A 15,446-nucleotide genomic window follows, 5' to 3' on the forward strand; every position below is an offset into this window, starting at 1 on the left:
GCTCTTTTTAAGCTTTGCTTTCGATTTATTTTATGGAGGCTGAAACACCTAATGAGAAAGTCCTTGGGATGGGGTACGCATTTTCATCAACACCAATACCCTGGGTTGGATCCTGCCCGCTCAGGTTAATCTCCGGGTTCATGCCCGAGTAACCGGTAAATACAAATGCCTGTTGTACCGAAGCATAAACACGAAGAGCTTTGAAGGCGATATTATTTTTAAACGGTATGGTATAACCTAGCGAAATGTTTTTGATGGCGAAATACGAGCCATTTTCAATCCATTGGGAGTTTACTTCACGGCCGATTGCTGTAGTACCTGTTTTAGTGCGCGGATAAATACCCGACCCGGGGTCGTCAACAGAACGCCAGTGATCAAGCGCGGCGGCCAGTGGCACGCGCGAACCATCCATATTGGTTTGATAAGCCCATTTTGCTGCATTCAGGATTTTCCCTCCTACGGAAAATGATGTATGGATATTAAGGTCGAACCTTTTATAGACAAAATTATTGGTAAAACCGCCTGTAAACGTTGGCGTAGGGTCGCCGATAAAGGTGCGGTCGTTCACGTCATCAATCACACCGTCGCCATTAATGTCTTTAACCTTAATAGTTCCTATATCTGATGAACCATTAGGCGAAGTAGTTGTAGCCAGGTATTTTGGAGAGTTGGCGAGATCGGCCGCGTCTTTATACAAACCTTCAAAAACAAAGCCGTAAAACTCACCCAAGTGGTGGCCAACCTGCTGGCGGAAATAATCGGAGGTTACGGTATTATTTCGGCGGATGTAACCTGGCGATACCAGACTCTTGATGATGTTACGATCGAATGAAATATTGAAAGAGCTATTCCACTTCAAATCGTGTTTATTAATATTAACTGTGTTGATGGTAATTTCATGCCCCCAGAATGCCAGCTTACCTACGTTATCATAAACTGTTGTATAACCCGATGAAGTTGGCAATGGCCTGGCTTGTATCAGGTGGTCAGAAATTTTGTGATAATAATCGTAAGTCAAACTGATACGTTTTTTCAGCAAACTCAAATCAAACCCTAAATCAAGCTGTAAACTCCGCTCCCATTGCAAATTAGGATTACCTAAATTACTAAGCGTAGTACCCTGTGTAATGGTATTGTTGTAATTGTAATAGTAATTTGAAGTAGTAGATTGTGCTACATAATTACTCGAAAAGAAGTTATTACCTGTTACACCATAACTGGCGCGAATTTTAAACAGGTCAACGGCTTTTAAACGTTCCATAAATTTCTCGTCGCTTACTACCCAGCCAGCCGATACAGAAGGAAAATTACCGTACCGGGAATTTGCACCAAAACGCGAAGATCCATCGTTACGGAATGCTCCCTGCAGCAGGTACTTGCCTTTATAATTATAGTTAATACGTCCGATAACCGACAATAATGAATAAGCGGTGTAGGAGCTATTACCGGTTACGCTGGTGGCCGCGGTCAGGTACGGGATATCATCGTTCGGGAACCCCAGGCCGGTTAGCGTATTTGATGTTGATGAATACTTTTGAACAGAATATCCTCCTAATATTTCGAAATGATGATCCTGATGAAAAGTTTTAGTATAGTTCAGATAACCCTCTGCTGTATATGAACCATTATCGACCGAGCTGCTGGTACCGGTTGGGTTATTAGCTGTAGAAGTTACAATACCCGACTGATAATAGTTACGTGTTTCGCCACCCTTATCAACGCCTACATTTACTTTTAACAACAGATCTTTGATAACCTCATAATTGAGGTAAGCATTTCCAAGTATGCGTGTAGTTTTGTAATTATCATTAGTAAGATTAAACTGGGCCAATGGATTAACATAGGCTACCATGCCTGGTGAACTCACATTGCGCTGATAAGATCCATCGGCATTGAAAGGAGAGATCAGCGGGCTGGCTTCGAAGATGCGCTCAAATAAGCCACCCACACCATCTGTTGTTAAACGGTTGTTATGATCCAGGCGGTAGCTTGGCGCCAAATTAACTCCCATTTTTAGTCTGCCATTGGCTACAGACAGATCTTTATTGAAACGTGCAGAAAATAAACGTGTCCCCGTGTTAATTAAAACACCTTGCTGATCCTGGTAACTTACTATAGCAGTGGAAGATGATTTTTCTGTTGCCGACTGTATGGTTACATCGTAATTCTGAATAGGCGCGGTGCGCGTAAGCAGTTTATACCAGTTGGTTCCGGTACCATAGCTTGAAGGGTCGACATCAAGGTAAGCGGCTTTATAGTCTTTGGCGATGGTGTAATTTTTTTCATATAACAAACCATCCTCTGCCCGCTCTCTCATAAACTCAGCAAACTGCTCGGCATTCATCACTTTAGGCACCTTATTGCCTGGGATAGATTGCACACCGTAGTTGGCATTAAATTCTACCGAGGTACCCGTACCGGGTTTAGCGTGACGTGTAGTTATGAGTATCACTCCGTTAGAAGCCCTTGAACCGTACAAAGCCGTAGCAGACGCATCTTTCAGGATACTAAAACTCTCAATCTCATCGGGATTAATATTGTTGATACTACCTGTTATAGGCATCCCATCAATTACAAAAAGAGGCTGGTTATCTGTAAAAAAAGATGCAGCACCACGAATACGGAAATCTATCCCTCTGCCCGGCTGACCACTGCTTTGCACAACCGATACACCAGCTACCTTACCCTCCAATTGTTGCGCAAACTGTATTACCGGCATATCCTGCAATGGCGCGGCACTAAGCTGTGCTATTGAACCTGTAACCTCGCGGGCGCGTTGTTTACCGTAACTTACCGTAACTTCTTTAAGCTGATTATCTGCCGTCAAACGGATATTTAACACCGTGGCCCGGTTGCCGGTAACTTTAACATTGGCAGATTCTACACGGTTGTAGCCTACAAACGTAACGGCTACCGTGTAAGTACCCTCGGGCAGGCTGAGGTTATATTTACCATCAAGATCGGTTATCATACCGTACGAAGTGCCCAGGATACTGACCGACGCGCCAGGCATGGGCTCACCGTTTTCATCTGTGACCCTACCGCTTATCCGCCCGGTAAGTTGCCGGTAAAGTATAATGTTACCGGCCTGTTCTTTAAAACCGATCTCCTGCCCTTTGAATAGGGCCATAAGGATGTTTTTCAGGCTTTCATTTTTAAAATCCGCCGCGTCGACATATTTGCCGGCGAGATTTAAAAATACGTCGTCATAGGCAAATACCACATTGGCCTTTTGCTCCAGTTTTTTGATAACCGAAGAAAGGTCCTCCTTGCCGAAGCTGATATCTACCCGGGTGTTTACACCCTGGGCAGCTAACTCAGTGGCCCGTACCGATACCAGGCCAATGGTTAATGATATGGAAATAAGTAAAAAAGAGATACGCATAAACTGTCTGCATAACTGTGTATGGAAATTCATATTTTTGATTGCTTTGTAATGAGTCAAATAGTTGCTGAGCATGGCAGGCGGGGTCGGCAAACCTTCACCTGCTGAAAACTAAAGCCGGCTCCTGCTGAAACAGGGACCGGTTTCTTTATTAATTAGGGCTAATAAATAATTACGTTAGTGCCCTCCTTTCTGAAATGTGCATTGTGTATAGCGCTGATGAGTTTTAGCGTTTCTGAGGCAGGCATATCGCGTTTAATACGTAAACTGAACAGATAATCATGCACCCGTTGATTACCTGCTTTTAAAGTAAGACCGTACAAGTTTTTAAAAACAAGTGATAGCTCTTCAAATTTTACGCGGTTCAAATAGGTATCGCCGTCTTTCCAGCTTTGGCTCTGACTGGCGTCTACTACCTTCTGCTCAAAAGTTCCCTTATTGGTCACATAAGTAAGCTCGTGCCCAGGCGTGAGGAATGACAGCAGCTTTGCTCCCTTGCTCACTCCAACCTTACCAGTAGCTACAGTGACCCTTACATGGGGCAGACTATGATAGGCATTGATATTGAATGAGGTTCCTAAGACCTGTACTTGTAAAGGAGCGGTAATAACCCTGAATGATTTATGTCTATTGTGTTTTATCTCAAAAAAGGCCTCACCTTCATCTAAATAAACCTGACGTATATTTTTATCAAAATTGGAAGGGATACGAATCCTGCTTTGCGCGTTCAGCCAAATAACCGAACTATCGGACAGGGTTAGTTTCCGGATCTCGCCGTTAAGTGTTCTTAAAGTAGTAAAGATTTCCTTGGGTGGGGCTATAGGCCTGCGCAGAAAGTAAATCAGGGCAGACAAAGAGCATAATAACAAAACGCTCGCGGCAATTCGATAGTTGAACCATAATGATGGCACAGGTTTGTGAATAGATACGCTGATGTTAGCTTGTATAACATTTCTGGCACGCTCAAGTTCTTCTTTAGGCAGGGATTTCTTTTCACTTTCGGTCTTGTACGATTCATACCAAGCTTCAATGATGGCCTTTTCGGTTTCATTAGTTGTATCTTTCTGATACCGGCGCAATTGTTTTATAAATTTACGTAGCTCCATGTTGGGGTTTTCAACAGTAAGTCGTTAAAAAGCCATACAGGTACTTATAATTTACATCAACATTTTGTTAACTAATTGTAAAGCACAAATAATACCAGAGCTATATAAGCAGCACTTTGTTCGGGGTGTTTTTCGGAAACAACTATGCGCAGTCTCCGCAGTACTTCGGAGATATAATTTTTTACCGTTTGCTCGGCCAAACCCAGTTTGCTGGCAATGGCTTTTACCGATTGATGTTCGCTGCGCAATTGATAAACCCTTTGCAGCATTTCGGGCATATGTTTAACCGCTTGTTCAAGTGTTTGCTCCAACTCCAGGTATCCGGCATGGTCATGAATAGAGTTCTCCAGCAGTTCCACCCTTTGCAAGGCATCCTCCAGGCGCACATGCGTAACTTTTTGCGATCTGAAATGACTGATCACGCTAAAGCGTACGGCGCTTAATAAATATTGCTCCAGGGTGGTTTGAATAGATAAACTGCGCCTGCGTTGCCAGAGCTTGATAAAAATCTCCTGCACAAGGTCTTGTGCCTGCGCCTCGTCATCAAGCCGTGACAGGGCTGCCCGATATAACCGCTCCCAATAACGCTCAAACATCTGGTCAAAAGCCGAATGATCGTCTTCCCGGATACGTGAGAGTAAAATAGCGTCAGCAGTTTCCATTACTTAGTGGCGCAAACCTACACTACTAATGTTAACTGAACTTTAAGGAAATAATTACCTCATGAAATTACAATGATCTAAATTGTATAAAAAATTAAATGGCCGAATTTATGACAAGTGATTGAAAGTCAAAATGCGCCAGGACAAACCGGACGCAAAACAAATTATTAAGGATTACCAGGAGCACATGAAACCGGTAGCCTCTAAGTTGAATTTTAAAACTGATACTCGGCCATTTTATTAAATAAGCATACATCGATCAACACGGATCAAACTCGCTATGACCATGTTTCAATGCCAGGTACGATGATTATAAAGCGGTAAATCTGGGTAATACTAAGGACAGCTGGGACTGGCTAATTGCCCATGGGGCAACCATCATCCAAACAGACAGGCCAAAAGAGTTATTGAATTATTTACGTAAAAAATCATTACATCGTTAACTTCTCTATAAAAGAGTTCGAAATTGCGGGCAGAAGCTCACTTAAGGAGACAACACCTATGTGTTGTCTCTTTTTTTAATATTGATAAAACCCTGATAAACAAATATTTACAACAATAATTTTTGCAGTTCTATTTCTCGTTAAGGTTTACCATCTTTGCACCTAATTCAATAAGCTCATACTGTGATAAATGTAAATAACATTTCCGTTTCATTTGGCGGAACCACGCTCTTTAGTGATGTAACCTTCTCTATAAACGAGAACGATAAAATAGCCCTGATGGGCAAGAATGGTGCGGGTAAATCTACCATCCTCAAAATAATTGCCGATGTAACCAAACCTACTACCGGTAGCGTAACCGGTCCTAAGGACGCGGTAATTGCCTATTTGCCACAGCATTTGCTCACTCAGGATAAGGTTACCGTGTTTGAAGAAACGATGAAAGCATTTGAAGAGGCGAACCAAATGCAAAAGGAGCTCGATGAGCTAAATGAACAGCTTAACATCCGTACCGATTACGAAACTGATGATTACATGAAGCTGATTGAGCGGGTATCAGAACTGAGTGAGAAAGTTTATACCGTAGAAGTCACCAATTATGATGCTGAAGTAGAAAAAGTGCTAAAAGGGCTAGGTTTTGATCGTAAAGACTTTAGCCGGCAAACTTCTGAATTTTCGGGTGGCTGGCGGATGCGTATTGAGCTGGCCAAAATTTTGTTAAAAAAGCCAGATCTTATTTTACTTGATGAACCTACCAATCACATGGATATCGAGAGCATACAATGGTTAGAAGACTTTCTGATCAACTCGGCAAAGGCAGTGATGGTGATCTCGCACGACCGTGCTTTTGTAGATAACATCACCAACCGTACCATCGAAGTTACCATGGGCAGGATATATGATTATAAAGCCAAATACACTCATTATCTTCAGTTGCGTGCCGACCGCCGCGTGCATCAATTGAAAGCCTATGAGGAGCAGCAGCGTTTCATAGCAGATAATCAGGAGTTTATAGATCGCTTTAGAGGAACTTATTCAAAAACTTTGCAGGTACAATCGCGTGTAAAGATGCTTGAGAAACTTGAAATTATCGAGATAGATGAAGTAGATACTTCGGCATTACGGTTGAAATTCCCACCTTCACCACGCTCAGGGCAATACCCGGTAATGGTAGAAGACCTGACCAAAACATACGGCGACCATGTCGTGTTCAAAAACGCGTCTATGGTGATTGAACGGGGAGAAAAGGTAGCTTTTGTGGGCAAAAATGGTGAAGGTAAGTCAACCATGATCAAAGCTATTATGAACGAGATCGATTTTGAAGGGAGCTTGAAAGTAGGTTACAATTGCAAGATCGGGTATTTTGCCCAGAACCAGGCCGCATTACTGGATGGAAATTTAACCGTATTTGAAACCATCGACCAGATTCCGTTAAGCGATGGCACGGTAAAGATCAAGGATCTTTTAGGTGCGTTTATGTTCAGCGGTGATGATACCACCAAAAAAGTAAAGGTACTTTCCGGAGGAGAGAAAACACGTTTAGCCATGATCAAGTTATTGTTGGAACCCGTGAATTTATTAATACTGGATGAGCCCACCAACCATTTAGACATGAAGACCAAAGACATTATTAAAGATGCGCTTAGGGATTTTGATGGCACTTTGATCCTGGTATCTCACGATAGGGATTTCCTGAATGGACTGGTGAAAAAAGTATTTGAGTTTGGTAATAAACGTGTACGCGAGCACTTTGAGGATATCAAAGGATTTTTAGCCTACAAAAAGATGGATAGCTTAAAAGAGATCGAACAAAGTTAAATGATCTATTAATCCGATCTTCAAGTTATTGCAGCCAATTTCCTTAAGCTCTCCATAAAAAATTAGTAAACTGTGATCAGCAGGGCAGTTAAGGAGACAACATATTTGTTGTCTCCTTTTTTACGTCAATAAAATCTACTTCTTTTTCGATCAGGATACATGAATTATCCTTATTATGAATAAATAAGCTATGAACATAATTCAACACCTCTATTTGATACTTGTTTTAAACGTGTTGCGGAGCACTCTTTCCTTAAAGTACTTTATAAGCCTGCCCGGTTTGTGCGCCCAAAACGCTTTTAACATAGGCCTGTGCAACCCGGCGCATAGTTACCGGTATATGTCCCGAAAAGTATGGAAAATATTGGGGTGATTCCTCTACCACATCCGGGCCTATCGCATTGATACGTACGTTATTTTCCAACTCAATAGCGGCTGCTTTAACAAATGAATCCAAGGCACCGTTAATAGCACTTACCGCCGCTCCAAATGTGACCGGATCTTCACTTAAGCTGCCGGAAGTTAGCGTAAATGAACCTTTTGGATTGATATAGTGCTGACCTATTAAGACCAGGTTGATCTGCCCCATCAGTTTGCTGTTAAGTCCGATCCTGAATTCTGAATCGGCCATATCTTTAAGCGGACCGAAATGCGCGTCGCCTGTCGTGCTGATCAACGCGTCAAATCGGCCAACTTTTTCGAACAAATTTCTGATAGATCTGGTGTCGCTTATATCTACCTGATGGTCTCCACTTTTCAACCCTACCTTTATGATCTCGTTGCCGGTTTCCAACGCTTTTACTACATGTTTTCCAATAGTGCCAGTGGCACCGATGATGATAATTTTCATAGTTTATTTCCTTTTATTTGACGAAGCTAGCCTAATACTATACTTTTGTCAAGTAGTTACCTTTTTGTCAAGTAATGACAAAAAGGTATTAAATAAGCTATTGCTGAAGTATGGAAGAAAATAAAATTCAAAAATATCACAGTGCAGAGGAATGTCCTATTACAGCAACCATTGATGTGATTGGTGGCAAGTGGAAACCGCCTATCATCTGGCTGCTCCTCAAAGGCTCTATGCGCTTCGGTGAATTGCACAAAACCATTCCAACCATGGCATTGAAAGTCTTGTCGCGGACTTTGAAAGAGCTGGAGGCAGACGGCATTATCGACCGCAAGGCCTATCCGGAAATTCCCCCACGTGTAGAATACTCGCTAAGTCAAAAAGGCAAATCCCTGCGCCAAATCATGACACTGATGTCTGAATGGAGCCTTGAGCATATTATGACTGTCGCCGATGTCAGTGAAAAAAATTAAATAAGTCATCTAAACTACTGTAACATTTCAGTTACAATAAGAATGAAACAACTTCGTTATAGATGAAATCTTGCAAATGAATTTATTAAAGTCTTATCTATTATTTACGTTGGGCATATGCATGGTAACCTTCGTCTCCTGCAAAAAAACTGAAGCCCAATCTCCCTCCTCTGATTCAATAATACCAACAGCGTCTTCACTTGTCAAGGTTGCATTAGTTCCGGCTAAAGGAGCATTACTGGGACATTTTTATGGCACTGGTACAATAAATGAAACAGATACCAGGATCGGGAAGCATCCTCAAATTCATCTTTCTTATTATGGATGGACAGATCATTGGGCCAAAGATGAAGCCACCACACAGGACTTTACCGACGGACGCATACCTCTGGTTAATTGGGAGCCATTTGATATTAAGTTTACAGATATTGTGAATGGTAAATATGACAGTCAGATAAGTCTGCAGGCCGATGAAGCTAAAAGACTTGGCAAACATTTTTTCCTTGACTTTGCTGCCGAAATGAATGAGGAAGAAGGTTGGGGTGGCCACAATCCAGATCTTTATATTAAAGCCTACCGACACATTCATGACATCTTCGTCCGCCGCGGCGCTACAAATGTGGTTTGGGTATGGTGCCCGAATAATGTAGATTCACCTGATGCACCAACTGCTATGCAATACTATCCGGGTGATACTTATGTTGATTGGGTAGGAGCCGATGGTTATAATTGGGGAACTTCAGATTCAGATCATGAATGGGAAACCTTCTATAACGTTTTTAAAGATATCTATGCAAAAATCACGGCGACCGGCAAACCCGTAATAATTGGCGAAATGGCCTCAGACGAAGTCGGCGGAGACAAAGCTAAGTGGATATCAGAAGTCATCCCAACTTTAAAAAATCAATTTCCGGCAATTAAAGCCGTAGTCTGGTTTGATGTAGACAAAGAGCGGCATTGGCAAATCAACAGTAAGCAAAAATCATTGGATGCTTACCGAAATATGGCAAAAGATCCCTACTTCAACATACCTTAATGTGGCAGGTTCTTAATCAGGTTTAATGATTTCTGCCTGGTTTTAGCATTAAACATTATAAAATCCAGCAGTTGGGCTGTCAATCTACAGCGATTGTGTTTAAAGGCAATCGCTGTAGATATCCAAATTTACCGATTACCACCCATAGTTCTGCACCAATGCCGGATCAATATTAATCTCTGTTTGTGGTATAGGCATTAGGTAATGACGGTCTGCAAAAACCCTTGTTTGGTCAACAACGGTTTTGTAAAATACTGCTACGCCTGCGGCTTCACTATTGGAATCAAAACCGCTAGAACTTAGTTCTGCGGGGGTCGGTCTGGCGTTTAAACCATGCATATTGCCGTTATCAACTGTTTTAGCGATCAGCCAGCGACGCACATCCCAAAATCGTTGGTTCTCAAAAGCAAATTCCACTCGTTTCTCGTTTTGTATCCTTTTCCGCATACCCTCTTTGGTATTATCAGAGGCGATGATGGGTAGACCTGGCATAGAAACGCGGCTCCTCACACTATTTATAGCACTATAAACCTCGCTGGTTGGCGCCGGTTGATACTCATTCATCGCTTCAGCATAAATCAAATACATTTCGGCCAGGCGTATCAGCGGAAAATTACGGTTGGCGCTACCGCCCCCTTTTAAATTAACCGACGGATCTGCCCACTTCCTCCAGTTATAACCAGTTTCACAATTCGTTCCTGGTTTTGGCCATCCGTCGCATCCGCCACCATTATTTCCAAACCACGCAAATTTTAGCGGTCTCGCGTTATTGGTATAATTCCAAACGTCATATTGAAAGAATATAGTAGCATAAAATCGGGGATCCCTGTTTTTATACATGTTCGAAATATTTGAAACAGCTGTGTTTTGCACGCCATCCCACAACTCACCATTCCAAAAACCGGTAGTTTGATAACCAGACTGAGGATCTGTTATAGGCCGTCCATTGTTCATTTCATAAGCATCAACAAGTTCCTGAAAAACACTCATTTTACCATTCCCGTTAACGGCGTTCGCATCCCTTCCATTGGGCATATAAGTACCTTCAAAATCCCGGTTACCTCCTATGATCAGCGGCAGTATGATTTCATTATAGTTTCTGCTAAAAAACAACTGTGCGTAATTATCAACGGGATTGGCCGGGTTGGGATTAGACAGTGAATAGGCATTCAGATCCAGGACAGCTTTTGCGGCATTTGCTGCCAACAACCATTTATTGTTATCGTAGGTTTGCGAAAATAACTGGGTACCGTCGGCATTTTTAATATTGGCATACATTGAATTACCATTAAATAAAGGACTCGCAGCGTAAAGTAAAGTACGCGCTTTTAGCGCCAATGCCGCTCCCTTGGTAATCCGTCCATAATCACTTGAACCATTCGCATAAGATATGGGGAGAATTGCCGCTATCGCATCGCACTCCGACGTGATAAATTTCACTACCTCGTCCACAGAATTCCGTGTCGTTGTAGTAGCGGCCGGGTCGGTTGGAGTCAACACTTTATTGACCAAAGGCACAGCGCCATACCTTCTGAATAGCTCAAAGTATTGATTGGCCCGTAAGAACCTGGCCTCCGCCTTGTAAAGAGGTATCCGGGGTTGATAGTAGTCGCGGCGCGAATCCGGGATGGGTGTTTGATCAATGTTGGCCAGAAAAATATTTGCAGAGCGAATATACTGGTAAGCGCCGCTCCAGATATCAAGCGAGTTATTGGTCGCGTTCCATGCACCGGAATTAAAAGGCAGTTCGGCCACATTTTCCCAGTGATTTTTACATTCATCGGTACAGGCGCCCAACACAGTACCGCCGCCGTGAATGAACTGCACATCGCCACTGTTTAACGATGCATATAAATGCGCCCAGGCACTTTCTGCATTTTGAATATTATTAAAAACAGCATCTTGGGTAACCAGCTCTGTAGGTACTACATTAAGATACTTTTTACAGGAAGCCAGGCCAATGCAGGCTATGACGATCAGGTATATGAATTTCTTGTTTTTCATGTCAAATACTTTAAAATGTAAATTTCAGGCCGGCGTTGATCACCTTTTGCTGCGGATAGGTACCGGTACCATTATTACTAATTTCAGGGTCAAAATTGAAGTCTTTGAGCTTACTCCATGTCAGGAGGTTGATGCCGTTCACAAAAACACGCGCATTATCTATCCCTATACGCTTCATCAAATTTGCAGGCAAGGTATAACCCAGCTCAACCGTTTTTAAACGGAGATAATCGGACGAATAGATCCAGAAAGTGGAAGCTTGCTGATTGTTCACATTATCGGCCGAAGAAATTCTCGGGAACATATAATTGCCATCCGGGTTTGATACTACCCAGTGGTTATTTACAACCTGCTCAAGGGCGCTGGCAAATCTGGAGAATGGATATATACCAGATCCAGACAGCAGGGTTGAGCCTCCAAGCCCTCCCTGAAACAATACGCTAACATCAAAATTGGCATAATGATAACCTAATGCCACACCAAATTGGGATGTGGGATTTGCTACTTTACCAGGCAGATAGCCCGCATCAAGACTGTTAATGATACCGTCGCCGTTAAGGTCTTTGTATTTGATATCACCGGGCTTGGTAACACCAAGACTGGATTGGGACGGGCTTTTATCTATATCGTCCTGGCTTTTAAATAACCCGATAGCGGTATATCCGTAAATTTCATTAATACTTGTGCCTTTCAGAGCCTGCCATTCACGCCCAGGATAATCAGGCTGCGCATAGAACAGAATCTTATTGCGAGCATAAGCATAATTAATCGTTATACTGTACCCTTGTTTCTTACCGAATTCGTTTCGGTGGGTAAGCGAAATTTCATAACCCCTATTGTCAGTTATTCCTGCGTTGACAGCCGGAATTTGCGGTAAGCCGATGAATCCCGGTATCAGCTGTGAAGTTGCCAATATATCATTGCGGCGTTCTTTAAATACATCTGCAGAAACAGTCAGCATTCCTTTCCACAAACTCAAATCAAGTCCAAGGTTTATTTTCTTAGCTTTTTCCCAGGTCAGTAGTGTGTTCCCGGCCTGCCCCTCCAGATAGCCGTTATAGGTATTTCCATTACTATTGAAGCCAAAAGTATAACCATTGCCCTGTACCCAGGTGCTTAAATAAAGAAATCTGCTTGATCCGATCTTGTCATTACCAACAAGTCCATAGGAGCCCCGTAATTTCAGTTGATCAACAAAGCCGAAGGATGAGTTATCTTTTATAAAATGTTCATTGGATACTATCCACCCCGCAGAAAAAGCAGGAAAGAACCCAAACCGATGACCCTGAGCAAAGTTTTCGGAGCCGTTATAACCAAAGTTAAATTCCACCAGATAGCGATCGTCATAGGCATAGGCAGCCCGCCCTAAAAGACCCTGGTATTTATAGGGCAAACCATTAATGGCATTAGCTACTCCACCGCCTACAGCGTCGAAAAAGCTCGACTGATTATAGATGGCCATGGCTTTGACCGAATGTTTGCCAAAATCCCGATCATAATTAAGATAAGCTTCCAATACAGTGCGACGCGAACCATTGGCATTTACCTGGTAGTCCAGGGTTCCCTTGCCGTTATTGACTATTACATAATGCCCGTTTGTTGCTAAATCTGTCTCTGTATCTGCAACTCCGGGATTTAGCAAATATTGATAGGTGATATTAGATAACGGCCTGTTAACGTTCCGGAAATTATCGTTATCAAAAGAAAGCCGTACCCGTGTACTCAAACCTTTGGTTAACCAGCCTAAATCCCATTTAAAACCAGCTGTAGATTGCAGTTCGGTTTCAAAGTTTCTTTGATAACCAGACTGGGTCAAGTCCACGTAAGGAGATTGGTTAGTATTTGGAGCAGCCCCGGGTGAGCCGTCGGGATTGGTTATCGGATAGTACCAGGCCGGCGTCTGCTTGATATCATTAAATATCTGCGATGCACTTACCCCAGGGTAGTTTCTGTCATAAACAATGGCTCCCAGGTTAAGCTCAAGGGTTAGATTTTTGGTAAGGTTTAGGTCGATATTCGAACGAAAGTTGTATTTGTGGGTTATCGCTTGTATATCATACTTGCTTACTGCTTCTTCGTAATTATACAAGCCATTTTGCTGAAGGTAAGATAAGGAGATAAAATACCGTGCCTTTTCAGTGCCTCCCGAGACATTCAGATTTCCCTGTCTTAAGTAAGAAAAGGGCTTCAGCATCGTTTTTGTCCAGTTAACATTGGGATACAGATATTGATATGCCGGATAGGTACGATCCCTATATTTATTCAACCGTACGTCGGAATAAGTACTCGTGTCTGCGAAAAGACCGTCATTGATCAAGCCTTCTTTATAAAGCTTTCGCCCGGTATAAGAATCAACATATTGAGGTAGGGAGGTTGGTGATTGCCAGCCATTTTGCGCGGTTGCAGTTATGCGTGATGTACCTATTTTACCCCTTTTTGTAGTAACCAGGATCACCCCGTTGGCGCCTTGGATACCATATATAGCAGTTGATGCGGCGTCTTTTAAAATACTTACATTTTCCACCTCGTTAGGATCCAGCCCGCTGAAATCTCTTTGAATACCGTCTACCAGGATCAGCGGTGCTGAATTATTGGTGGTGCCAAAGCCCCTTATATTCAAATTCGACCCATCTGCTCCGGGCTCGCCGCTATTTTGAACCGCTAATAATCCAGGTAAACGGCCAGCCAGTGCATTACTTAAGTTAGCAACCGGACTTTGCTGAAGTTCTTTGGTGCCTATGGCTGCTATCGCGCCTGTAACGCGTTCTTTTCGCTGTGTTCCATACCCTACAACAACAATTTCCTGTAGCCCTGTTCCGGGACTAAGCGCAATAACCCCAAGATCTTTTGTAACCTGAACCTCCCTGGTTGCATACCCTATAAAGGATATGACCAGGGTGCTATTACCTGGAATGTTCTTGAAGGCAAATTCCCCTAGATCATTTGTGGTCATGCCCTGTTCGGATCCCTTGATTTTCACAGATGCACCCGGCAGAGGCTTGCCTGTTTCATCCACTACAGTTCCCTTAACATCTATATTGGCCGCTACGGGTTGTTTATCACTGAGGTCCTGCCCTCCTCTGGCGTTATCGTTACTTTTAATAACCACCGTCTTTTCAGCAAAGTTATAGGATAGCGCCAGTCCTTTTAAACATAGATCAAGCACATCCCTGATATCGGCATCTTTAACGTGAATGGATACCGGTGGACAGCTTTGCAACAACTTGTTCTTATAAAAGAAAGTGTAGCCGCTTTGCTTATTGATTTCCTTCAATATTTTCTCGAGTGATACCCCACTTTCTGACAAGGTGATCTTTTGGGCGAATACGTCTGCTTTAACCTGAAAAGTAAAAGCAATCGTTAACAAAATAATTAGCTTCATCAGTAAAAATGTTCTTCGACATAAAAACAGAAACTCGCAGTTTTTTAAACTACGTAGATAAATTTTCATAGCTTCGTTAGGTTTTTGGTTGGGTTAAAAAGTAAACTGAGTAGGTTTTCTATAAATCTCAAAGCCAGAAACTTCCGCGCAAGCGGACTTAGCCGGTTGTGTTAGCGCACTACCGGCATTTTTGTTCAGGGAGATTCTTGTGGGAGTTTTTCTAGTATTTTTCTTTCTTCATATAAATGAGGTTTTGTGGTTTATAATTGGTTATTGATTCTGAGGTTACA

10 protein-coding genes are annotated in these 15,446 nt (G+C 42.6%); 4 read left to right on the forward strand and 6 right to left on the reverse strand.

The genetic code is table 11. The features are described from left to right. Positions 1-25: 25 nt before the first annotated feature. The 3 genes from FHW89_RS22750 to FHW89_RS22760 all read right to left on the reverse strand — a co-directional run bounded on the left by FHW89_RS22750 (position 26) and on the right by FHW89_RS22760 (position 5,153). The gene (locus FHW89_RS22750; protein WP_253952301.1) at positions 26-3,418 is read right to left on the reverse strand and encodes a TonB-dependent receptor; all 3,393 of its coding nucleotides are present in this window, start codon (positions 3,416-3,418) and stop codon (positions 26-28) included. A 128-nt stretch (positions 3,419-3,546) separates the two neighbouring features. Beyond that, positions 3,547-4,491 carry a FecR family protein gene (locus tag FHW89_RS22755; RefSeq protein WP_172337355.1) on the reverse strand — a complete coding sequence of 315 codons (945 nt, stop codon included), beginning with the start codon at positions 4,489-4,491 and terminating at the stop codon, positions 3,547-3,549. A gap of 71 nt (positions 4,492-4,562) precedes the next feature. Next, positions 4,563-5,153 carry an RNA polymerase sigma factor gene (locus FHW89_RS22760; RefSeq protein WP_172337356.1) on the reverse strand — a complete coding sequence of 197 codons (591 nt, stop codon included), beginning with the start codon at positions 5,151-5,153 and terminating at the stop codon, positions 4,563-4,565. A gap of 326 nt (positions 5,154-5,479) precedes the next feature. Between FHW89_RS22760 and FHW89_RS29215 the strand changes: the two genes are divergently transcribed. Further along, positions 5,480-5,596 (forward strand): hypothetical protein, encoded by a 117-nt coding sequence (locus tag FHW89_RS29215; protein ID WP_172337438.1) that lies wholly within the window; start codon positions 5,480-5,482, stop codon positions 5,594-5,596. Positions 5,597-5,779: 183 nt separating this feature from the next. Then, on the forward strand, positions 5,780-7,414 hold the full coding sequence (locus FHW89_RS22770; protein ID WP_172337357.1) for an ATP-binding cassette domain-containing protein: 1,635 nt from the start codon (positions 5,780-5,782) through the stop codon (positions 7,412-7,414). Between the two features lie 253 nt (positions 7,415-7,667). Here FHW89_RS22770 and FHW89_RS22775 read toward each other — a convergent pair whose 3' ends face one another. Further along, on the reverse strand, positions 7,668-8,264 hold the full coding sequence (locus tag FHW89_RS22775) for a short chain dehydrogenase (RefSeq protein WP_172337358.1): 597 nt from the start codon (positions 8,262-8,264) through the stop codon (positions 7,668-7,670). Between the two features lie 110 nt (positions 8,265-8,374). On the opposite strand from FHW89_RS22775, the gene FHW89_RS22780 reads away from it, so the two are divergent. Continuing rightward, positions 8,375-8,734 carry a helix-turn-helix domain-containing protein gene (locus FHW89_RS22780; protein WP_172337359.1) on the forward strand — a complete coding sequence of 120 codons (360 nt, stop codon included), beginning with the start codon at positions 8,375-8,377 and terminating at the stop codon, positions 8,732-8,734. 76 nt (positions 8,735-8,810) lie between these two features. Then, positions 8,811-9,770: a glycoside hydrolase family 26 protein gene (locus FHW89_RS22785; protein WP_216650670.1), complete on the forward strand. Its 960-nt coding sequence runs from the start codon at positions 8,811-8,813 to the stop codon at positions 9,768-9,770. A gap of 135 nt (positions 9,771-9,905) precedes the next feature. Here FHW89_RS22785 and FHW89_RS22790 read toward each other — a convergent pair whose 3' ends face one another. Both FHW89_RS22790 and FHW89_RS22795 read right to left on the reverse strand, forming a co-directional pair. After that, the gene (locus FHW89_RS22790; protein ID WP_172337360.1) at positions 9,906-11,774 is read right to left on the reverse strand and encodes a RagB/SusD family nutrient uptake outer membrane protein; all 1,869 of its coding nucleotides are present in this window, start codon (positions 11,772-11,774) and stop codon (positions 9,906-9,908) included. Between the two features lie 10 nt (positions 11,775-11,784). Then, a complete protein-coding gene (locus tag FHW89_RS22795) occupies positions 11,785-15,156 on the reverse strand; it encodes a TonB-dependent receptor (RefSeq protein ID WP_172337361.1) in 3,372 nt (1,123 codons plus the stop codon). Positions 15,157-15,446 lie beyond the last annotated feature (290 nt).

Origin of the sequence: Mucilaginibacter sp. SG564 (genome assembly GCF_013149275.1) — a bacterium.
GTDB lineage: Bacteria > Bacteroidota > Bacteroidia > Sphingobacteriales > Sphingobacteriaceae > Mucilaginibacter.